The organism is Aeromonas sp. XH, assembly GCF_033348475.1.
Classification (GTDB): domain Bacteria; phylum Pseudomonadota; class Gammaproteobacteria; order Enterobacterales; family Aeromonadaceae; genus Aeromonas; species Aeromonas sanarellii.
Genome location: NZ_CP137630.1, coordinates 972063 through 993207 on the forward strand (window position 1 = coordinate 972063; position 21145 = coordinate 993207).

20 protein-coding genes and 1 pseudogene are annotated in these 21145 nt (G+C 63.6%); 6 read left to right on the plus strand and 15 right to left on the minus strand.

The genetic code is table 11. The features are described 5' to 3' along the window. Positions 1-131 precede the first annotated feature (131 nt). Positions 132-680, plus strand: a complete 549-nt coding sequence (locus tag R2B70_RS04600) for an NAD(P)H nitroreductase (RefSeq protein WP_318162761.1) — start codon at positions 132-134, stop codon at positions 678-680. A 468-nt stretch (positions 681-1148) separates the two neighbouring features. Here the strand turns inward: R2B70_RS04600 and R2B70_RS04605 are convergent, their stop codons facing one another. The 3 genes from R2B70_RS04605 to R2B70_RS04615 all read right to left on the minus strand — a co-directional run bounded on the left by R2B70_RS04605 (position 1149) and on the right by R2B70_RS04615 (position 4299). Further along, positions 1149-1712, minus strand: coding sequence for a sugar O-acetyltransferase (locus tag R2B70_RS04605; RefSeq protein ID WP_318162762.1), 564 nt, complete (start codon positions 1710-1712; stop codon positions 1149-1151). A gap of 163 nt (positions 1713-1875) precedes the next feature. After that, positions 1876-2754 carry a 50S ribosomal protein L11 methyltransferase gene (prmA, locus tag R2B70_RS04610; protein WP_318162763.1) on the minus strand — a complete coding sequence of 293 codons (879 nt, stop codon included), beginning with the start codon at positions 2752-2754 and terminating at the stop codon, positions 1876-1878. Positions 2755-3282: 528 nt separating this feature from the next. Further along, positions 3283-4299, minus strand: coding sequence for a zinc-binding alcohol dehydrogenase family protein (locus tag R2B70_RS04615; protein WP_318162764.1), 1017 nt, complete (start codon positions 4297-4299; stop codon positions 3283-3285). A gap of 100 nt (positions 4300-4399) precedes the next feature. Between R2B70_RS04615 and R2B70_RS04620 the strand changes: the two genes are divergently transcribed. Continuing rightward, positions 4400-5275: a LysR family transcriptional regulator gene (locus tag R2B70_RS04620; protein ID WP_318162765.1), complete on the plus strand. Its 876-nt coding sequence runs from the start codon at positions 4400-4402 to the stop codon at positions 5273-5275. On the opposite strand, the gene R2B70_RS04625 is transcribed toward R2B70_RS04620, so the two are convergent. The 12 genes and pseudogenes from R2B70_RS04625 to R2B70_RS04680 all read right to left on the minus strand — a co-directional run bounded on the left by R2B70_RS04625 (position 5276) and on the right by R2B70_RS04680 (position 16963). Beyond that, positions 5276-6700: a PTS transporter subunit EIIC gene (locus tag R2B70_RS04625; RefSeq protein WP_042078173.1), complete on the minus strand. Its 1425-nt coding sequence runs from the start codon at positions 6698-6700 to the stop codon at positions 5276-5278. Positions 6701-6787: 87 nt separating this feature from the next. Then, entirely contained in the window at positions 6788-8245 is a 1458-nt protein-coding gene (gene panF / locus R2B70_RS04630) for a sodium/pantothenate symporter (RefSeq protein ID WP_042078172.1), read from the minus strand. 73 nt (positions 8246-8318) lie between these two features. Further along, positions 8319-8570: pseudogene (locus R2B70_RS04635) on the minus strand (DUF997 family protein); the annotation flags it as partial. 189 nt (positions 8571-8759) lie between these two features. Next, positions 8760-10100: an acetyl-CoA carboxylase biotin carboxylase subunit gene (gene accC, locus R2B70_RS04640; RefSeq protein ID WP_042078171.1), complete on the minus strand. Its 1341-nt coding sequence runs from the start codon at positions 10098-10100 to the stop codon at positions 8760-8762. Positions 10101-10115: 15 nt separating this feature from the next. After that, positions 10116-10580, minus strand: coding sequence for an acetyl-CoA carboxylase biotin carboxyl carrier protein (gene accB, locus R2B70_RS04645; RefSeq protein ID WP_209793288.1), 465 nt, complete (start codon positions 10578-10580; stop codon positions 10116-10118). A 36-nt stretch (positions 10581-10616) separates the two neighbouring features. Next, positions 10617-11066: a type II 3-dehydroquinate dehydratase gene (gene aroQ / locus R2B70_RS04650; protein WP_318162766.1), complete on the minus strand. Its 450-nt coding sequence runs from the start codon at positions 11064-11066 to the stop codon at positions 10617-10619. Positions 11067-11350: 284 nt separating this feature from the next. After that, positions 11351-11476, minus strand: coding sequence for a hypothetical protein (locus R2B70_RS04655; protein WP_318162767.1), 126 nt, complete (start codon positions 11474-11476; stop codon positions 11351-11353). Next, the gene (acs, locus tag R2B70_RS04660; protein WP_318162768.1) at positions 11473-13419 is read right to left on the minus strand and encodes an acetate--CoA ligase; all 1947 of its coding nucleotides are present in this window, start codon (positions 13417-13419) and stop codon (positions 11473-11475) included. The genes R2B70_RS04655 and acs overlap by 4 nt, the downstream gene beginning before the upstream one ends. Positions 13420-13592: 173 nt before the next feature. Continuing rightward, positions 13593-15383 carry an EAL domain-containing protein gene (locus R2B70_RS04665; protein ID WP_318162769.1) on the minus strand — a complete coding sequence of 597 codons (1791 nt, stop codon included), beginning with the start codon at positions 15381-15383 and terminating at the stop codon, positions 13593-13595. A gap of 105 nt (positions 15384-15488) precedes the next feature. Then, positions 15489-15857 carry a hypothetical protein gene (locus tag R2B70_RS04670; RefSeq protein WP_042078166.1) on the minus strand — a complete coding sequence of 123 codons (369 nt, stop codon included), beginning with the start codon at positions 15855-15857 and terminating at the stop codon, positions 15489-15491. Positions 15858-15864: 7 nt separating this feature from the next. After that, positions 15865-16509 (minus strand): molecular chaperone TorD, encoded by a 645-nt coding sequence (gene torD, locus R2B70_RS04675; RefSeq protein ID WP_219143684.1) that lies wholly within the window; start codon positions 16507-16509, stop codon positions 15865-15867. Between the two features lie 166 nt (positions 16510-16675). Beyond that, entirely contained in the window at positions 16676-16963 is a 288-nt protein-coding gene (locus tag R2B70_RS04680) for a hypothetical protein (RefSeq protein WP_161469846.1), read from the minus strand. Positions 16964-17313: 350 nt separating this feature from the next. Between R2B70_RS04680 and glyA the strand changes: the two genes are divergently transcribed. The 4 genes from glyA (at position 17314) to R2B70_RS04700 (ending at position 21077) form a co-directional block, all read left to right on the plus strand. After that, the gene (gene glyA, locus R2B70_RS04685; protein WP_161469847.1) at positions 17314-18567 is read left to right on the plus strand and encodes a serine hydroxymethyltransferase; all 1254 of its coding nucleotides are present in this window, start codon (positions 17314-17316) and stop codon (positions 18565-18567) included. A gap of 152 nt (positions 18568-18719) precedes the next feature. Continuing rightward, a complete protein-coding gene (gene nrdR, locus R2B70_RS04690; protein WP_005338880.1) occupies positions 18720-19169 on the plus strand; it encodes a transcriptional regulator NrdR in 450 nt (149 codons plus the stop codon). A gap of 89 nt (positions 19170-19258) precedes the next feature. Then, positions 19259-20368: a bifunctional diaminohydroxyphosphoribosylaminopyrimidine deaminase/5-amino-6-(5-phosphoribosylamino)uracil reductase RibD gene (gene ribD / locus R2B70_RS04695; RefSeq protein ID WP_318162770.1), complete on the plus strand. Its 1110-nt coding sequence runs from the start codon at positions 19259-19261 to the stop codon at positions 20366-20368. A 55-nt stretch (positions 20369-20423) separates the two neighbouring features. Next, complete coding sequence (locus R2B70_RS04700; protein WP_318162771.1) at positions 20424-21077, plus strand: riboflavin synthase; 654 nt, start codon at positions 20424-20426, stop codon at positions 21075-21077. Positions 21078-21145: the final 68 nt, after the last annotated feature.

Here is a 21145-nt window from a genome sequence, read left to right on the forward strand (position 1 = left end):
CGCTCTCCACCCTGCCACCGGTGGCTGCACAACATCATGGGCATTGCGACAAACCCCTGAGACCCAGGGGTTTTCTTCATCCGGTGCTGTGCTAAGGTAGCGCCATCATCGCCTTTGACAAGGAACTGCCCATGGACGCCCTCCATCTGTTACTCAATCGCCACTCCTGTGGCCGCCTGACCGAGCCAGCCCCGAGCGGCGAGGTGCTCGACAACATCCTGAAGGCGGGGCTGCGGGCGCCGGATCACGGCACCCTGACCCCCTGGCAGTTTATCCTGTTTGAGGGAGAGGGACGGGAGCGACTGGGGGACCTGCTGGCCGAGGCGGCCCGTGCCCGCGGCGAGGACGAGGATGGCATCGAGAAGAGCCGTGCCGCACCCCTGCGCGCCCCCCTGGTGATCGCGGTGGCGACCCGCTATCAGGTGCACCCCAAGGTGCCGAAACTGGAGCAGGAGCTCTCCGCCGGCTGCGCCCTGATGGCGATGCAGATGGCGGCCCAGGCCCAGGGTTTCAACGGCATCTGGCGCTCGGGCTGGTTCATCTTCGATCAGCAGATCAACGCCGGACTGGGGCTGGCACCCGAGGACCAGCTGGTGGGCTTCCTCTATCTCGGCACCCCCATGCTGGAGGCCCGCAAGCTGCGCGAGCTGCCGATGGCGGACTTCGTGCGCCGCTTCTGAGCCAGGATAAATGCAAAAAGGCCCTGATTATTCAGGGCTTTTTTGTTTCTTCGCATCGGCATCAGGCTGTACTGATAATTGGGCGCTTGCCAAGGGGGGAGAAGGGGGACGGACGAACATTTTTTAAATAGTGAGAGGTTCTTCTCAATCCCGGTTGATTACGCTATGTAAAACGTTTGCGTCCCGCTATTATCCCAGTGCCAGTTTAGAAGGTGACCCCTTCTAATTTTCTGCGATGAGAGTCGCAATTCCGTAGCACCTTTTTACAGCCCAAGGTCCCGGTGACATTGGGCTTCATTTTTATCCGCGCTTTTCAGGTGTCGGCTCCATTCGTCTCGTAGCCCCGGCAAGCAAGCCCTTTTACAAACCCGCTCGGTCTTGATGACATCGAGCTTTGTTTTTATCTGCGCTTTTTGGCGGGCAACCCTTTTGACAGATGGCGCGGTCTTGAGATCAGCGTGATGGGGGCTACTGGGCGGTGTGCTTTGTCCTGGCAGTCAGCACCCGGGCCGGGTTGCCCACCACCCGGGCGCCGGGCGGTACGTCTCTGGTCACCACAGATCCGGCGCCGACGATGGCCTCCCGCCCCAGGGTGACGCCGGGCAGCAGGATGGCGCCGCCGCCTATCCAGACCCTGTCCTCTATGGTGACCGGCAGCGCCGTCTCCACCCCCTGGATGCGCTCATCGGCGTCCAGCGCGTGGGCGGCGGTATAGATCTGCACGTTCGGCCCGATCATGACGTTGGCGCCGATGCGTATGGGGGCGTTGTCCAGCAGGGTGGCGCCCATGTTGATGTAGGAGCCCTTGCCCAGGTGGATGTGGCGGCCATAGGTGCAGTAGAGGGGCGGGCAGATGAAGGCGTTCTCTGCCAGCTCGCCAACCAGCTCCGCCAGCAGTGTCCGCTGTTCAGCCTCATCTTCCGCCTGATTGAAGCGGCGATACAGGCGCGCCGTCTCCCGGCGCAAGGCGTCCAGCTCCGGCGCCATGCAGTTGTAGGGTTGGCTGCTGATCATCTTCTGGTATTCGGTCATGACTGGGCCTCTATGATGGGGACGCTCGATGTTAATCCCTCAGCGGCCAGAGAGGCGTGAGCCATCCCCCAGAGTGGGCCAAGGGGAGATACAACAAGAGCACCGTCCGGTGCTCTTGTTTGATAAACATGCCCGCTTGCCGCCCTGATGGCGGGCGCCGCCCTTAGCCGTGCTTGCGGCCGGAGAGGCGGCACCACTCCTCCTTCACCGCGGTCGGGTCCATGTCGAACCACTGGCCGTAGATGAGCTCCAGCTCCTGGGCCTGGCTCTCCAGCACGCCGGAGAGCGCCATCAGGCTGCCGGGCTTGCCGTGGCCAGCGATGAGCGGCGCCAGTTCGCGCAGCGGGCCGGCCAGGATGTTGGCCACCACCACGTCCGCCTCCACCCCTTGCGGCTGATCCGCCGGCAGATAGAGCTCTATCTGGTCGGCGACGCCATTGCGCTCGGCGTTGTCACGGCTCGCCTGGATGGCCTGCGGGTCGATGTCGATGCCGATGACCCGGGCTGCGCCGAGCTTCAGGGCGGCGATGCCGAGAATGCCGGAGCCACAACCGAAGTCCACCACCGTCTTGCCCGCGAGATCCAGCCCGTCCAGCCACTGCAGGCAGAGCGCCGTGGTGGGGTGGGTGCCGGTACCGAAGGCCAGGCCCGGGTCCAGCATGACGTTGACCGCATCGGGGTTGGGCACGTCGCGCCAGCTCGGGCAGATCCAGAGCCGCTCGCCGAACTGCATGGGGTGGAAGTGATCCATCCATTCACGCACCCAGTCCTTGTCCTCCAGCTGCTCGACCTTGTAGCCCACATCCTCACCGAAGATCTGCTGGAAGAAGGCGATGGTGGGGGCCGGGTCGGTTTCGGCGTCGAACAGCCCCATCACCTCGGTCTCGCCCCAGAGCGGGGTCTCGCCGGGCATGGGTTCATAGACGGGCACATCCTTGGCATCCATAAAGGTCACCGCCTGGGCTCCACGCCCCAGCAGCATGTTGCTCACCTTGTCCGCGGTCTTGGCGGTGGCGTTGATTCGAATTTGTATCCAGGGCATGGCGTCGACTCTTCATAAATGTGAAATCGCGGGATTCTATCATCATGGGCCTGTGCTGTCGTGGTCTGCCCGTGGCGGCATGGGGAAGGAGGGCACTTCTGCCAAGTTGGCACGATTAGTGTATTCACTACTGGGTGACGGGAAGCAACTTGTTCCCGCTGAATGCTTTGCTCTATGAAGTTCCGTCATCTTTTTTCAGCCACCTTCGGGTGGCTTTTTTTATGGAAAAGCGGGGAATATCGGCGAATTGGCGGTAAAAATAAGGTATTGGCACGTTATCTGCAAAGATGGATATGTCCTGCATAAGGATATGTGTGTGATTGTTACCCCAACGTTCAGGTTTTTTAGGGCCATCCCAAACGGGATGGCCCCTTTTTTATGATTTTTGCCGGGAAAGCCCCGCTATCTAGGGGCAGGGCCTGCCGCGGCTGTGCACTCTTGGGGCTTGTCACTGGTGATTTCACCCCATGATGGTGCATTTTTTACCCATAAGGGAATAGATACCATCAAGCCCGGCCTTGCACTGCCTCAGCGATCGAAACCGCTCATGTCGATCACCAGCTTGCCCACCATGCGGCCGGCCTCCAGCTCGCGATGGGCCTGCGCCAGGGTGGCGGGGGTCAGTTCGGGCAGCGTCCTGGTGAGGGTGGTCTTGAGCACCCCCTCGTCGACCAGGGCCGCGACCCGGCCGAGCAGGTGGTGTTGCTCGATCATGTCCGGGGTCTGGAACAGGGAGCGGGTGAACATGAACTCCTGGCTGAAGGTGACGCTCTTGGGCTTGAGTCGGGCCAGGTCCCAGGGCTCGCTGGATTCGGCGATGGTGCAGATGTGACCGAAGGGGCGGATGAGGCTCGCCATGGCGTCCCAGTGCTGTTCGGTGGCATTGGTGCAGAAGATGGCGTCCACCTGGTTGATGCCAAGGGCGGCCAGCTCTGCCTGCAGCTTGTGATGACTCACTACCCGGTGGGCGCCCATGTCCAGGCACCACTCCCGGGTTTCAGGCCGCGAGGCGGTGGCGATCACCTCCATATTGGTGAGCTGGCGGGCCAGCTGGATGGCGATGGAACCGACCCCGCCTGCGCCGCCGATGATGAGCAGGCGCCCCTGGCTCTCAAGATTCAGGCCGATGCGCTCGAACAGGGCCTCCCAGGCGGTGATGGCGGTGAGCGGCAGGGCGGCGGCCTGGGTGTCGCTCAGGGTCCGGGGTGCGAGGGCGGCGATGTGCTCGTCCACCAGTTGCAGGGCGCTGTTGCTGCCCGGGCGGCTGATGTCGCCCGCGTACCAGACCCGGTCGCCCGTCTTGAACAGGGTGACGTCGCTGCCGACGGCGATCACTTCCCCCACGGCGTCCCAGCCCAGGACGCGGGGGCTGCTTTCAACTTTGTCCTTGGGAGCGTGCACCTTGGTGTCGACCGGATTGATGGAGGTGGCGTTGACCCGTACCAGCAGATCCCGCGGGCCCGGTGTCGGGTCGGGCAGATCGCTCTCGATGAAGCAGTGGGGGTGGTCGCTTGGCAGATAGTGCGTGAGGGCGATGGCTTTCATGGCTTTTCCTTTCAAATAGCAGTGTTCGGGATTGCCACTCACTCTAGTCTGGATGATTATCAAGATTAAGATGGGTAATTAATAAAGACTGTTTGAATATATGAACAATAATGCCGAGCTGGAGCTGATGGGACTGTTCGCCACCGTGGTGGAGCAGGGGAGCTTTACCAGGGCGGCCGAGGTGCTCGGCATGCCCAAGTCCTCGGTGAGCCAGAAGATCTCGCGCCTCGAGTCCCGCCTCGGGGTCCGCCTGCTGCAGCGCACCACCCGCAGGCTGAGTCTGACGCCCCAGGGGGAGGTTTATGTGGAGCATTGCCAGGGGCTGCTGACCCTGGCGCGCAGCGCCAACCTGGCCATGGCCAGGCTGCGCTCGGCCCCGGCGGGCCGGGTGCGGATCACCGCGCCCGAGGCCACCGGCACCCTGCTGCTCGGCCGGATCCTGGCAGAGTTTCGCGCCCTCTATCCCGAGGTGGTGCTGGAGCTGACCCTCTGCGATGAACAGCTGGATCTGGTGGGGGAGGGCTACGATCTGGCGCTGCGGGCGGCGCCGCTGAAGGATTCCAGCCTCATCTGCCGGCGCATCGGCCAGGTGGCGCGCCATCTGGTGGCGGCCCCTGGCTACCTGGCGAGCCACGGCACGCCGCAGCAGCTCTCTGAACTGGAGTTGCATGCCTGCCTGGTACACGGCTCCTTGCCGGTGTGGCCGCTGCAGGAGGGGGGCTGGCGACCCCAGGGGGCCTGTCTTAGCAACAGCCTGCTGGCGCTGCGGGAGCTGGCGCTCCATGAAGGGGGGATAGCCCTGCTGCCGGCCCACGTCTGTCGTGACGATCTGGCGGCGGGGCGGCTGTGCAAGGTGCTGCCGGAGCACCCTATTCCCCCCAATCCCTTCTACCTCATCTACCCGAGCCGGGAGCACCTGGCGCCCGCCCTGCGCAGCCTGATGGACTTCGTCGCCGAGCGTCTGCCCTTCGCCTGATCACTGGTGCTGGCCGAGGGGAGCCTGGGCAGGTTCGAGGCCGAGGGGGACCGACTGGCGCTCGGCCAGCATGCGGATCTGCCCCTCGATCAGGCCGGCATTGGGGCCCAACACCAGCACCAGCTGATGCTCATTCAGCACTATCCATGAGAGGCAGCCCAGCCTGGCCAGGCAGGATTGATCCACCAGCGCCATCTCCCGCACCCGCAGGCTGAGGCGGGTCAGGCAGACGCTCATGGCCTGCAGGTTGTCCATGCCCCCCAGCATCTTGAGGTACTGGATGGCCAGCATCTGGGGGTCCGTGGGGGCCACGGTGGCGAGCTGGGGCAACTCTTCGGCGATGGGCTTGCCCGGCAGGCTTAAGGGCGCGTGCTCCAGCAGCCGGGAGAAGAGCAGGGCGTAGATGACGAAGAACAGGATACCGAGGGGGATGAGCCAGAAACTGTGCTCACCGTACTGGTAGCTCAGCACCAGATCCAGCAGCCCGGCGGAGAAGTAACTGCCCACCTGGATGCCGAGGCCGTTGCAGATGGCGAGCGACAGTCCGGTCAGCAGGGCGTGGGCCAGGAACAGCCAGGGGGCGGTGAAGGCGAACAGAAACTCGATGGGTTCGGTGATGCCCACTAGAGCCGAGGTGAGCGCCAGGGTGAGCAGCAGCCCCCCCTGCGGCAGCTGCCGCATCCGCTGGCGATGGAGCCAGATGGCGAAACAGGCGCCGGGCAGGCCGAACATGATAACGGGGTAGAGCCCGGCCACGTAGCCTTCGTGCAGCGGCTGGGCGGTGGAGAGGGCCTGCAGGTTGCTCTCCCCCAGGCCGATGAGACTGCCCAGCACCTGGTGCAGGCCGAGGGGGATCAGCAGCCGATTCAGCACGCCGTAGCAGAAGGCGCCGAAGGGGGTGGTGAGCAGGTCCGAGGCGAGCAGGGTGATGCCATCTTCCAGCAGCGGCCAGAGGAGCGAGAGGGGGATCACCAGCAACAGACAGGCGAGCGCCGAGAGCAGCATGCCCGGCAGGTCCTCCTGCAAGGGGCGAAGCCAGCCCGGCAGGCGCAGGCTGCGGGCCCGGGAGCAGACCAGCGCCGTGACGAGGCCGGACAGCAGGCCGCAGATCATGTCCGCATGCAGCCCGGGCGCCAGGGTGCCGAGGGCCGAGCTCAGCAGCAGGAAGTTGACCGCACCTGCGAGGGCCTGGGCTCCCTGTCCCTGGCGGCTCAGTCCGAAGGCGATGGCCACGGCATAGATGAGCGGCATCTGGCTGAACAGGGCGCGACCGGCGAGGGAGAGCACGGCCAGATCCAGCACGTCAGGCTGACCAAGCCGGTACAGCAGGGCGGCCAGGGGCAGGATGGAGACGGGCAGCAGCAGGGCATAGCCGAGCCGTTGCAGGGACTGGGTCAGGATCTTTCTGGCGTTCGGAACTGGCATGGGGGCACGGTATTTGTGACGTGGCGCACATTTTACCCGTGGGCCCCCATTTGGGAATAGGCGAGGGGTCCTTTATTGATCCTTTTCTTAATTTTGATCAAACAATCGGCGTACCGCCTGATCCGGGGGCGGGGTGAGCAGGCTAACCAGCACGAAGGCGACGAGCCCGAGCCCCAGGCTGGGCACGATGGCGTGCAGGCCGGCCAGCTTGATCCCCCACTGGCTCAGGGCGGTGTAGCAGAGGATGCCGCTCGCCATGCTGGCCAGGGCCCCTGGCCCGTTGGCCCGCGACCAGTAGAGGCCGAGCACCAGCGGCCAGAGGAACACCGCCTGCAGGCCGCCGAAGGCGAGCAGGTTGAGCCAGATGATCATCTCGGGGGGCTGCAACGCCGCCAGCAGCACCAGGGTGCCGAGGATCAGGGTGCAGAGCAGGGAGAGCCTGGGTACCCGCACCTCCAGCCTCTCCTGGCGGGGGTTGAGGTAGTTGAGGTAGAGATCTTTCACCAGGGTGGCGGAGGCCTGGATCAGCTGGGAGTCGATGGTGGACATGATGGCCGCCATGGGCGCCGCCAGGAAGACCCCGGCCAGCCAGGGGGGCAGCACCTCCATCATGAGGGAGGGCATGATCTTGTCCGGGCTGTCCATGCCGGGCAGGATGGCGCGGCCCAGGGCCCCGGCCAGGTGCATGCCGAACATCAGCAGGGCGCAGACTATGGTGCCGATGAGGATGCCGCGGTGCAGCGCCTTGCTGTCGCGATAGCCGAAACAGCGCAGGGCGGAGTGGGGCAGCCCCACCACCCCGATGCAGACCAGCACCCAGAAGCTCAGCATGAAGGGCTGGGTCAGCATGTCGTCGGCCCCTTGCGGGCTCACCAGCTTGGGATCGATCTCCTTGAGCTGGTGGACAAGGTTCGGCAATCCGTCACCTGCGATGAGGATCCCCGCCAGCAGGGCCCCGGTGCCGATGAGCATGACGATGCCCTGCAGGGCATCCGTCATCACCACTGCGCGAAAGCCGCCGATCACCGTGTAGAGCAGCACGCAGCTGGCAAACAGGAAGAGCCCCTGCTGGTAGGAGAGGCCGGTGGCCGCCTCCAGCAGACGGGCTCCGCCGATGAACTGCACCACCATTGTCGCGATAAAGGCCAGGATGATGGTGACGGAGCCCAGGATCACCACGGCCCGGCTCTGGTAGCGGGCCCACAGCATGTCGTTGATGGTCACCGCATTGACCCGGCGGGCGATGATGGCAAACTTCTTGCCAAGCACTCCCAGGGTGAGCCAGACGGTGGGCAGCTGGATCATGGCCAGCAGCACCCAGCCGAGGCCGACCTTGTAGGCGGCGCCGGGGCCGCCGATAAAGGACGATGCAGACGTATAAGTGGCCACCAGCGTCATGGCCAGCACCAGGCCCCCCATGCTGCGGTTGCCGATGAAGTACTCCTGCACGAAGTCGCCGGCGATACGGTGACGACTGGCCCAGAATCCCACTCCCAGCACCAGCACCAGGTAGACCACCAACGGCAGCATCAGCTCAAGATTCATGGTGGTGCTCCTCGTGGGCGGGAGAGGGGGTGTCGTGGAGGCGATGCTGGGTCATGGGGTCGCCCGCCTGTCCCGGCTCGGGGTCGGTGAGCGGCGCCTCGGTATCCAGGGGAATATCGACGAACAGGCGATCCACCATGAGGGCACAGAGACCGATGAACAGCAGCGGCATCAGGATGCAGCTGAGCAGAAACCAGAGCGGCATCTCCCAGAGCTCGAGATCCTCGGGGATGAAATAAGCCGAGCCATACCAGGCAAGGAAATAGAGCAGGGTGAGCAGCAGGCAGAGGGCTGCTTCCCGGCGGGCGAGTGCGAAGCGGTTCACTGTGGCCTCCGACGAGTGAGCGGGGCGCAAGAATAACAAAAAAGGGCCATGTCGCCATGGCCCTTTTCATTTGTCGATCCTGCCGGATCGCGCGTTTTCTCGATGAAGGTGTCCTTACAGACCCAGCTTCTTGTGCAGGTAGTGGCTGCTCGTGTCGCCACCGTGCCCAAGTGGTTGGGCCTGACGCTGTTACAGACCCAACTTCTTGTGCAGGTAGTGGATATTGGTCCCACCGTGCTGGAAGTTTTCGTCCTTCATGATCTCTTTTTGCAGGGCGATGTTGGTCTTGATCCCTTCCACCACCAGCTCGTCGAGGGAGTGACGCATGCGGGCGATGGCCACGTCGCGGTTTTCACCGTAGCAGATCAGCTTGCCGATCATGGAGTCGTAGTAGGGCGGCACCTTGTAACCCGCATAGATGTGGGATTCCCAGCGCACCCCCAGGCCGCCCGGCGCGTGGAAGCGCTGGATGAGACCGGGAGAGGGCAGGAAGGTGGCCGGATCCTCGGCGTTGATCCGGCACTCGATGGCATGGCCACGGATGCGGATGTCCTGCTGGGTGATCGACAGGGGCTGGCCGGCGGCGATGCGCAGCTGCTCCTTGATGAGGTCGACGCCGGTGACCATCTCGGTGACCGGGTGCTCCACCTGGATACGGGTGTTCATCTCGATGAAGTAGAACTCGCCGTTCTCGTACAGGAACTCGAAGGTGCCCGCACCGCGGTAGCCTATCTCGAGACAGGCGCGCACGCAGCGTTCGCCGATAAACTTGCGCATCTCTTCGGTGATGCCGGGAGCCGGCGCCTCTTCCACCACCTTCTGGTGGCGGCGCTGCATGGAGCAGTCCCGCTCACCCAGGTAGAGGGCGGTTCCCTGGCCGTCTGCCAGCACCTGGATCTCGATGTGGCGCGGGTTCTCCAGGTACTTCTCCATGTAGACCATGTCGTTCTTGAAGAACTGGCCCGCTTCGGATTTGGTCAGCGCGATGGCGGCGGCCAGCTCGGACTCGCTGCGCACCACGCGCATGCCGCGACCACCACCGCCACCGGCGGCCTTGATGATCACCGGATAGCCGATGCGCTTGGCGATGGCGGCGTTGCGCTTGGCATCGTTGTCCACCGGGCCGTCGGAGCCGGGTACGCAGGGCACGCCCGCCTTCTTCATCGCCTCGATGGCGGAGACCTTGTCACCCATCAGGCGAATGGTCTCGGCGCGCGGGCCGATGAAGATGAAGCCGGATTTCTCGACCACTTCGGCAAAGTCGGCGTTCTCGGAGAGGAAGCCGTAGCCCGGGTGGATAGCGACGGCACCGGTCACCTCGGCGGCGGCGATGATGGCCGGCACGTTGAGGTAGGACTCACCGCTGGCAGGTTTGCCGATGCAGATGGTTTCGTCGGCCAGGAGCACATGCTTGAGCTCCCGATCGGCAGTGGAGTGAACGGCCACTGTCTTGATCCCGAGCTCTTTGCAGGCGCGCAGGATCCGCAGGGCAATTTCACCGCGGTTGGCGATGACTACTTTGTCCAACATGGGTGGCATTTTCCCTTATTCGATGATGAACAGCGGCTCGTCAAACTCGACGGCCTGACCATTTTCAACCAGGATCGCTTTGATCACGCCGGCCTTGTCAGACTCGATTTGGTTCATCATTTTCATGGCTTCGACGATGCACAGGGTGTCGCCGACATTGACGTGCTGACCGACTTCCACGAACGGCTTGGCTTCCGGGCTGGAGGAGCGGTAGAAGGAGCCCACCATGGGGGAGCGCATCAGATGACCGCTCGGAGCGGCATCGGCAGCGGGCGCTGCGGCAGCGGCCGGGGCCGCGGCAACCGGAGCGGCGGCCTGTTGCACCGGTGCCGGCTGCATCATCATCTGCGGGGCAACGCTAACCTGGCCGGAGAAATTGCGGCTGATGCGAACGGACTCTTCCCCTTCGGAGATTTCCAGCTCGGCGATGCCGGACTCTTCAACCAGTTCAATCAGCTTCTTGATTTTGCGGATATCCATTAGCATTCTCTTTCTTCTTTATCTGATCAGTGATTATCAAGCCGCGCGCAACTGATGCACGGCCGCGGTTAAAGCGAAATGGTAGCCATCGGCACCCAACCCGCAGATCACCCCCTCGGCGACATCGGACAGATAGGAGTGATGACGGAAGGGCTCCCTGGCATGAACGTTTGACAGGTGAACCTCGATAAAGGGGATGGCCACACCCAGCAGAGCATCGCGAATGGCGACGCTGGTATGGGTGAAGGCGGCGGGATTGATGATGATGAAATCCACCTGGCCCATGGCCTGATGGATGCGGCCGATCAGCTCGTATTCGGCGTTGGATTGCAGATGTTCCAGGGTGACACCGAGTTCGCTGGCGCGAGCGGCCAGATCGGCGACGATCTCATCGAGCGTCTTGCTGCCGTAGATTCCCGGTTCCCGCTTGCCCAGCAGATTCAGATTGGGGCCGTTGAGCAGGAGGATTCGGTGATGTTGCGACATATTGAGTACATCCTCGATGATTATGCTGCTATCTATCAGCTATCTGTGGACTACCAGAAATCTAGCCAATTTTTGCACAATTCGGTGTGCCCTGGCACACAGATTTCGCAATTATATTGATTTCGTGAAAATTAGCAGCATTTTACTGGTCTAATCTCTACATCTGCCTGTTTATTGAACGATTCGGCACAAGCCCCCTCTCTGCCGCTGCCTGCTTCTTCGCACGGGCTCCAGACGCAACAAAGCCGGCACTGGGCCGGCTCTGTTGCGGGGAGGAAGGGGACTCAAGCCGCTTCCGACTTCTCGCGGATCAGCTTGTCCACGACCCCCGGATCCGCCAGGGTGGAGATATCCCCCAGGCTGTCGGTCTCGCCGGTGGCGATCTTGCGCAGAACCTGGGGCATGATCATGCCGCTTCCGACTTCTCGCGGATCAGCTTGTCCACGACGCCCGGATCCGCCAGGGTGGAGATATCCCCCAGGCTGTCGGTCTCGCCGGTGGCGATCTTGCGCAAGATCCGGCGCATGATCTTGCCGGAGCGGGTCTTGGGCAGCCCCTCGGCCCAGTGGATCACGTCCGGGGTGGCGATGGCGCCTATCTCCTTGCGCACCCACTCTTTGACCTCTTTATGCAGCTCGCGGCTCGGCTCTTCCCCGGCGATCAGGGTGACATAGGCATAGATGCCCTGGCCCTTGATCTCGTGGGGCACCCCCACCACGGCCGCCTCGGCTATCTTGGGATGGGCCACCAGAGCCGATTCGATTTCGGCGGTGCCCATGCGGTGGCCGGAGACGTTCAGTACATCATCCACCCGGCCGGTGATCCAGTAGTAGCCATCCTCGTCGCGACGGGCGCCGTCGCCGGTGAAGTAGCGGCCGGGGAAGGTGGAGAAGTAAGTCTGCTCGAAGCGCTCGTGATCGCCGAACACAGTGCGCATCTGGCCGGGCCAGGAGTCGGTGAGCACCAGGTTGCCCTCGGTGGCCCCCTCCAGCGGTTCGCCCAGGTTGTCCACCAGAGCCGGCTGTACCCCGAAGAAGGGGCGGGTGGCGGAGCCGGGCTTCAGCGCGGTGACGCCGGGCAGGGGGCTGATCAGGATGCCGCCGGTCTCGGTCTGCCACCAGGTGTCGACGATGGGGCAGCGCTCGTCCCCTATGGTGCGGTAGTACCACTCCCAGGCTTCCGGGTTGATGGGTTCACCCACCGATCCCATGATGCGCAGGCTGGTACGGGAGGTGCCTTCGACGGCCTCCTTGCCCTTGGCCATCAGGGCGCGGATGGCGGTCGGGGCGGTATAGAGGATGCTGACCTGATGCTTGTCCACCACCTGGCTCATGCGGTTGGTGGCCGGGTAGTTCGGCACCCCTTCGAACATGAGCGTGGTGGCGCCGTTGGCCAGTGGCCCGTAGACCAGGTAGGAGTGGCCGGTGACCCAGCCCACGTCGGCGGTACACCAGTAGATGTCCTCCTCGTGGTAGTCGAACACGTACTTGAAGGTGAGGGCGGCATAGACCAGGTAGCCGCCCGTGGTGTGCAGCACCCCCTTGGGCTTGCCGGTGGAGCCGGAGGTGTAGAGCACGAACAGGGGATCTTCGGCCCCCATGGCCTCGGGCGGACAATCCGGGCTGGCGGCGGCGACGGCATCGTGCCACCAGATGTCCCTGTGACCATGCCAGGCGACGTTGCCGCCGGTGCGCTTGAGCACGATCACCTTGCTGACCCGGGTCTCCGGGTGGGTGAGCGCCTCGTCCACGTTCTTCTTGAGGGGGATGGGACGGCCGCCGCGCAGCCCCTCGTCGGCGGTGATGACGATGGTGGCCCCGGAGTCGATGATGCGACCCGAGAGCGCTTCCGGCGAGAAGCCGCCGAAGACGATGCTGTGCACGGCACCTATGCGGGTACAGGCCAGCATGGCGATGGCCGCTTCTGGCACCATGGGCATGTAGAGACAGACCATGTCGCCGCGTGTGACCCCCTGGGCCTTGAGCACGTTGGCAAACTTGCACACCTCAAGGTGCAGCTCACGGTAGGTGATCTTGCGATCCTCGGCCGGGTTGTCCCCTTCCCAGATGATGGCGACCTTGTCGCCACGCTCGCTCAGGTGGCGATCCAGGCAGTTGGCCGATACGTTGAGCAGGCCGTCCTCGTACCACTTGATGGAGACGTGGCCCGGATCGTAGGAGGTGTTCTTGACGCGGGTGTAGGGGGTCATCCAGTCGAGGATCCTGCCCTGCTCCCCCCAGAAGGCGTCCGGATCCTGCACAGACGCCTTATACATGGCTTCATAACCTTCCTTGTCCAGCAGGGCGCCGCTGCCGATGTGGGCCTTGACCGGGTAGACCTTGCTCTCGCTCATCTCTCACTCCTGTGAATACATTTTCTTAATGATTGAGTAACAACTTATACCTTTGGTGCCGGAGGGCAATTAGACTTTTGGATAGCGACGAGGCGGGCCGGTCGACATGGCCCGAGGGGAGTACGAAGAAGGGAGCCTGGGGCTCCCTTCTGTCATTGGGCTGTCCGGGATCCTCAATGCCGTGTGGCGAGCATGGAGGCCATGTGGGGCTCCGGCAGGGGATGGCTGAACAGGTAGCCCTGGCCTTCCTCGCAGCGTAGGGATTGCAGGAACTGGCGTTGAGGCTGGGTTTCGATCCCCTCCGCCGTGACCACCATGTCAAGGGAGCTGGCCAGCTGGACTATGGTGCGACACAGCTCCCGGCTGTGCTTGTCGTCGGGCAGCGCCTGGACGAAGGCCCTGTCTATCTTGATGCGATCGATGGGCAGACTCTTGAGCAGGCTCAGGGAAGAGAAGCCGGTTCCGAAGTCGTCGATGGCGATCTGCACCCCCAGCGCCTTGAGGCGGGTGAAGAGGCGCAGGCTGTGATCCACGCTCTGGATGATGCTCTCTGTCACCTCGATCTCCAGCCGCTCGGCGGGGAAGCCGGTCTCGGCCAGGATGGCGTTGACCCGCTCCACGTAGTCGGGAGAGCGCATTTCCCTGACCGACACGTTGACCGACAGCCTGGGAACGCTGAAGCCCTCGGCCAGCCACTTCTGCCCCTGCTGACAGGCGGTGCGCATCACCCACTCCCCGAGCTGCTCGATGAGGCCGCACTCCTCCGCCACCGGGATGAATTTGGCGGGGGAAATCATGCCCAGGCTGGGATGCTGCCAGCGCACCAGGGCTTCGAGACCGCTGAGGTTGCCATGGGCGAGATCCGCCATGGGTTGGTAGAGCAGGCGAAACTGCTGCTGTTCCATGGCCTTGAGCAGCCCCTGCTCCAGCAGCATCCGTTCCCTGATCTGCGCCGCCATGTCCGGGGAGTGGAACAGATAGCCGTTGCGACCCCGGCGCTTGGCCTCGTGCATGGCATTGTCCGCCGCACTGATGAGACTGTCCGGGGTCTGGCCATGCTCCGGATAGAGGGAGACGCCTATGCTGGCCGAGAGTCTCACCCGCTCCTGCCCGATGTCGGCGGGATCGTGCAGCCTGCGTTGCAGCCGTTCGATCAGCCCCACCAGTTCCTGCGGCTCCCCGATGCCTGGGAGCAGCACCAGAAACTCGTCCGCCCCCAGCCGGATGGCGACATCTCCGGGGCGCAGGCAGTGGCGGATGCGATCCGCTGACAGCTTGAGCAGCTGATCGCCGGCGTTGTGCCCCAGGTTGTCGTTGATGAGCTTGAAGCCGTCGAGATCGATGAAGAGCAGCGCCAGGGCCTGCCTGTTCAGGCGGGCCGTCGCGATCTCCATGGCGAGTCGCTCCTGCAGCAGGTGGCGATTGCCGAGGTCGGTGAGGGGATCGTGATAGGAGAGGTGCTGCAGTCTGGCCTCCATCTGGTAGAGCCGCTGCACATGGTGATGGGCCATCTCCTGGATCCCGAGGGGGCCGGGCACTCCGGGGTGGAGGCGGGGCACGGGGGAGAGTTCGCGCATGATGAGAAAGAGGCCGTTGAAGATGCCGTCGTCATCCAGCACCGGGCTGCAGCTCAGGTGCCACCGTCTCGGCGGCGCGGAATGAGTGGCCTCCATGTCGTCCAGCTCCACGTCGACCTGCACAGCGCCATGGCGCAGTTGCTGAAGCAAAGGGGCCAGCAGGGGGGCCTGGGCCGGACTGATTTCAAGCAGCGTCTTGCCGACGTGGTCCGCCTGGGGGAGGCCGCTTCGCTCGGCAAAGCTGGCGTTGACGCCACGGCATCTGAACTCTCGATCGAACACGCCAATGCCAAACGGGGCCTGCTCGAACAACCGTTGCAACTCGTGAAGGGAGAGCGGGCCTGACAGATGCGGTGTCGGAACCGATTCGGGTAGCACTTTTTCCATGGAGGCTCCTGAATTGATTTCTTTGTCATTTGGACGGCTGTGTCAGTATGGCATGAAGTTTCAGGAGAGAAAGAAAGTGTGGGGAGGAGTTAAATCAACGGGATGTCAGCCTTTCTGGCGACCAAAGGCCTGGATGCCCCGCACGAACACGAGCCAGCCTACCAGATGAAACGGCAGCGCCATGGCGTAGAGCAGCAGCCAGTGACTCTCCGTGCCGCTGCTGTTGATGAAGCCGATCCAGGCGGCCAGCAGGGCCAGCATGCCCGCGATCTGGAAGCGGCGGCGCAGTACCACTTCCACCCCGAGATTGGCGAGGTAGAGGGTCAGCAGTATGCCGGCAAAACCGGTGAGCTGGGCGGTGCCGTAGAGTGCCCGATCCGGATTGAACAGCAGGACGACGAGGGGGGTAATGCCCTGATCCAGCGGGATCAGGGCCAGCAGCCAGCAGGCGATCAGCAGCAGGGCTGTCTTCATGGCGGGCTCAGTCGGCGGATTTCGCCGGTTTGACCAAGGAGAGGTAGTTGGCATCCATCTTCAGGAATACCCCCAGCAGCCGGGCGCTGGCACCGTAGAAGCCAAACGGGTCGGCGGCGCGGCAGGCCTGCTCGAAGGGCTCGAACCAGGCCAGCAGATGGCCGTGCAGCAGCCCTTCCTGTTCGCCGAGCCACTCCTCGCGAAGGGCGGCGGTGGTCGCCTCGGCGGCGCGGATGATGAGGTTGCCCATCAGATCCAGTTCGATGGCCAGGTGGTCGACAGGCTGCTGGTATTTCTCGCTGACATCGATAGCGAGCCGGTTCAGGCGCTGTTCCATGCGGCTACGCGCCGTGTTGTCACCATGAGCGGATTCGTATGGTTGCACCGCTTTGGGGGAGAGAAATAGCGCGTTGAAGTCGGCAGCCAGTGCAGTGGCGCGCTCCTCGCGAACCAGCAGGCGGGCGATGGCTTCGTTGAGTTCTGCCACCGCCTCGCGCATGGGATCCAGGGTGGAGAGACTCTTCAAGAAGCTGCGTACGTCATAGGTGTCGTATTCAGCGATCTGTGCATCACTGAGTTCGGCAGCGAACAGGGTGGAAAACCACCAGTAAAGCTCTGCCCGGCGTTCGCTGGTAGCCATGAATTCCTGCATTTTTCCTCCGTGGATGACAATCGGGAGTCATAGAGGCTCCCGATTCTAACGACTTTAAAAATAAAGGAAACTCACGGGGCGCTTTGGCCGGATCGCCTTGGCGAGCGGAGTGATGACGCAGGAGCAGGCGGCGGTTCTCGCTCGCGACAGCGGACGCTGCGTGGTCCTACTCCTCGACGCGATAGAGCGCCTGCTTGCAGCGGGGACAGATATGCTGGCGCCGGTAATCCAGCTGGTGCACCAGGCCCACAGCCTGCTGCTGGTGGTGGCCGCAATGAATGCAGAAGATGATATCCCCATCGGCGGCGCCGGGGTGGGCCGCCAGGTACTGCTCCCGAGTGGGCAGTGCTTCCCAGCGGGTGGTGCAGGCGCCCTTGCGGCTGCCGGTGTAGTAGACCCAGTAGAAGAGAGCGAAGACCGCGACAATCAAGAACAGCATCAGATGATCCATCATGGTGTTTCCCCTTGTGGTCCGGGATGAAAACGCATGGCGTGGCCTCTGCGGGGCCGGCAGAGGCCGCGCGGTCTAAAGATGTTATCTGTTAGTAAACGCTATATCCATGATCTAGCTCTGGTTTTTGGCTGCCTGTCGGCAGAGGCTGGTGGGGTGGCGGGGGCCGGCGACTCGTTGGCTGGGGTGAGCGGGCGCTGACCGGGAGGAGGAGCGGGTTTCGAGAATTGCGACGTATTTTACATTTTATAAACATTTTTTTGGGTGGTTGGACTGTCTCTTTGATCCAGCTCACGTTACAATGCGCGGGCCCACTTCACCTATCGCGCAAACGATTTTCAGGAGATAAACGGATGTTGAAACGTGACATGACCATCGCCGGCTATGATCCAGAGCTGTGGCAGGCCATCACAGACGAGACCCGTCGTCAGGAAGAGCACATCGAGCTGATTGCGTCCGAGAACTACACCAGCCCCCGCGTCATGGAAGCCCAGGGCTCCCAGCTGACCAACAAGTACGCCGAAGGCTACCCGGCCAAGCGCTACTACGGTGGTTGCGAGTATGTGGATGTGGTTGAAACCCTGGCCATCGAGCGCGCCAAGGAGCTGTTCGGTGCCACCTACGCCAACGTGCAGCCGCACTCCGGCTCCCAGGCCAACAGCGCCGTCTACATGGCCCTGCTGCAGCCGGGCGACACCGTGCTCGGCATGAACCTGGCCCACGGCGGTCACCTGACCCACGGCTCCCCCGTCAACTTCTCCGGCAAGCTGTACAACATCATCCCCTACGGCATCGACGAGTCCGGCAAGATCGACTACGACGAGATGGAGCGTCTGGCCGTCGAGCACAAGCCGAAGATGATGATCGGCGGCTTCTCCGCCTACTCCGGCATCGTCGACTGGGCCCGCATGCGCGAGATCGCCGACAAGATCGGCGCCTGGCTGTTCGTCGACATGGCCCACGTGGCCGGTCTGATTGCCGCCGGCGTCTACCCGAACCCGGTGCCCCACGCCCACGTGGTCACCTCCACCACCCACAAGACCCTGGCCGGTCCGCGCGGTGGTCTGATCCTCTCCGCCGCCGACGACGAAGATCTGTACAAGAAGCTGAACTCCGCCGTCTTCCCGGGCGGTCAGGGCGGCCCGCTGATGCACGTCATCGCCGGCAAGGCCGTGGCCTTCAAGGAGGCGCTGGAGCCCGAGTTCAAGACCTACCAGGCCCAGGTCGTCAAGAATGCCAAGGCCATGGCCGCCACCTTCATGGAGCGCGGCTACAAGATCGTCTCCGGCGGTACCGACAACCACCTGATGCTGGTGGATCTGATCGGCCGCGAGCTGACCGGCAAAGACGCCGACGCAGCCCTCGGCAAGGCCAACATCACCGTCAACAAGAACTCCGTACCGAACGACCCGCGCTCTCCGTTCGTGACCTCCGGCGTGCGTATCGGCACCCCGGCCATCACCCGCCGCGGCTTCAAGGAGGCCGAGTCCATCCAGTTGGCCAACTGGATCTGCGACGTGCTGGACAGCCACGACAACGAAGAAGTGCTGGCGACCGTGCGCGAGAAGGTGCTGGACATCTGCCGCCGCTTCCCTGTCTATGCCTGATAACGGCCTATGCCCGGTTTGAGACCAATGCCACCCAATGGGTGGCATTGTTTTTTCTGGGCTTTTACCGGTTTTCCATGGCCGTGTTACACTGACCGGCCTAGCGCCAGCCCCCGGGGCCCGCGCCCTTTTTCATCCACGCCGGAGGTCCGATGCATTGCCCTTTCTGTAGTGCCGTTGATACCAAGGTGATCGATTCCCGTCTGGTGGCCGAGGGCCATCAGGTGCGCCGCCGTCGCGAATGCCTGCTCTGCCACGAGCGTTTCACCACCTTCGAGATGGCCGAACTGGTGATGCCCCGCGTCATCAAGTCCAACGGCTCGCGCGAGCCCTTCAACGAAGACAAGCTGCGTGCCGGCATACTGCGGGCGCTGGAGAAGCGACCGGTGAGCATGGAGGCCATCGAGAAGGCGGTCAACCACATCAAGTCCCGCCTGCGCGCCACCGGCGAGCGCGAGGTCGCCTCCGAGCTGGTGGGCAACCTGGTGATGGACGAGCTCAAGAGCCTGGACAAGGTGGCCTATATCCGCTTTGCCTCCGTCTACCGCAGCTTCGAGGACATCCGCGAATTCGGCGAAGAGATCGCCAAGCTGGAGAAGTGAGTTTTCCGTCCACCCAGACTGCGTTCGGCGGCGCTCCAACCGATGAGCCCGACGCCGGGAGAGGGGGATGTTTTGTCAGAGGAGCCCAGATGTTTAGTCAAGACGATTACCAATGGATGAGCCGGGCCCTCGAACTGGCCCGCCGCGGCCGTTACACCACGGCCCCCAACCCCTGCGTCGGCGCCGTGTTGGTGAAGGCCGGCGTGGTGGTGGGGGAAGGCTGGCACCAGCGGGCCGGCGAGCCCCATGCCGAGGTCTATGCCCTGCACGCGGCAGGGGAAGAGGCCCGCGGTGCCACCGCCTATGTGACCCTGGAGCCCTGCTCCCATCACGGTCGCACGCCCCCCTGCGCCGAGGCGCTCATCAAGGCCGGGGTGACCCGGGTGGTGGCCGCCATGGTGGATCCCAATCCCCAGGTGGGCGGGCGCGGCCTGCGCATGCTCTCCGAGGCGGGCATCAAGACCGATTTCGGCCTGCTGGCCGCGGAAGCCGAGGCCCTCAACCCCGGTTTCTTCAAGCGGATGCGCACCGCCTTCCCGCTGGTGACGGTCAAGCTCGGTGCCAGCCTGGATGGCCGCACCGCCATGGCGAGCGGCGAGAGCCAGTGGATAACCTCCCCCGAGGCGCGCCGGGACGTGCAGCGGCTGCGGGCGCGCCACGATGCGGTGCTCTCCAGCGCCGAGACCGTGCTGGCGGACAACGCCTCCCTGACCGTGCGCTGGGACGAGCTGCCCCCCTCGGTCAAGGCGGTCTATCCCAAAGAGACCCTGCGCCAGCCGCTGCGGGTCATCGTCGACTCGCAAAACCGGCTCACCCCGGATCTGCCCCTGTTCCAGAGCGAGAGCCCTGTGTTGCTGGCCCGCCACAAGGCGGACGGCGACTGGCCCGCCTGGGTGCAGCAGCTGGAGGTGCCGCTGCTGGATGGCAAGCTGGATCTGGTCAGCCTCTTCATGCTGCTGGCCAGGCAGAATATCAACTCGGTACTGGTGGAGGCGGGGCCGCGCCTCTGCGGCGCCCTGCTGGAGAAAGGGCTGGTGGATGAGTTGGTGCTCTATCAGGCGCCCAAACTGATGGGGGACGAGGGGCGCGGCCTGTTCCATCTGCCGGGGCTGACCCGCCTGTTCCAGGCACCCAAACTCAACCTCAAGGATGTGCGCATGCTTGGCCAGGATATTCGCATCACTGCGAAAATAGCCTGATTTTTCAATGTTCACGGGGGTATCCGTCGCCCCCGTCATCAGCAAGGTGATCTGCATGTTTACCGGAATTATCGAAGCGGTGGGAACCCTGGTAGAGCTGCGCCGCCAGGGGGAGGACATGGCCCTCACCGTCCATGCGCCGACCCTGGACTTCAGCGACGTCAAGCTGGGGGATTCCATCGCCACCAATGGCGTCTGCCTCACCGTGGTCGCCCTGGGCGACAAGCGCTATACCGCCGACGTGTCCCTGGAGACCCTGTCCCGCACCGGCTTTGCGGCCGCCAAGGTGGGGGACCCGGTCAACCTCGAGAAGGCGCTGATGCCCACCTCCCGCCTCGGTGGCCACCTGGTCTCCGGTCACGTGGACGGCATGGGCGAGGTGAAGAGCAAGTCCGCCAGCGGCCGCGCCATCGAATACTGGATAGAGGCGCCATACGAGCTCTCCCGCTACATCGCCGAGAAGGGGTCGATTGCGGTGGATGGCATCAGCCTCACGGTCAACGCCGTCCAGGGGGATCTCTTCCGGTTGACCATAGTGCCCCACACCGCCCAGGAGACCACCATAGCCCGCTGGAAACCCGGCTATCGGGTCAACCTCGAGGTGGATCAAATCGCCCGCTACCTGGAGCGGCTGATGACGGGCAAGCGCGAGGAGAGCAGCGCCTCCACCCTGACCCTGGAGAAGCTGGCCCAGTCCGGTTTCTTGTGAGCCGTTTTGCGGGAAAAACGCTTTTCTGTGATCCCGCTCCGATTGAAATGGGGCCGGCTGCCCCAATC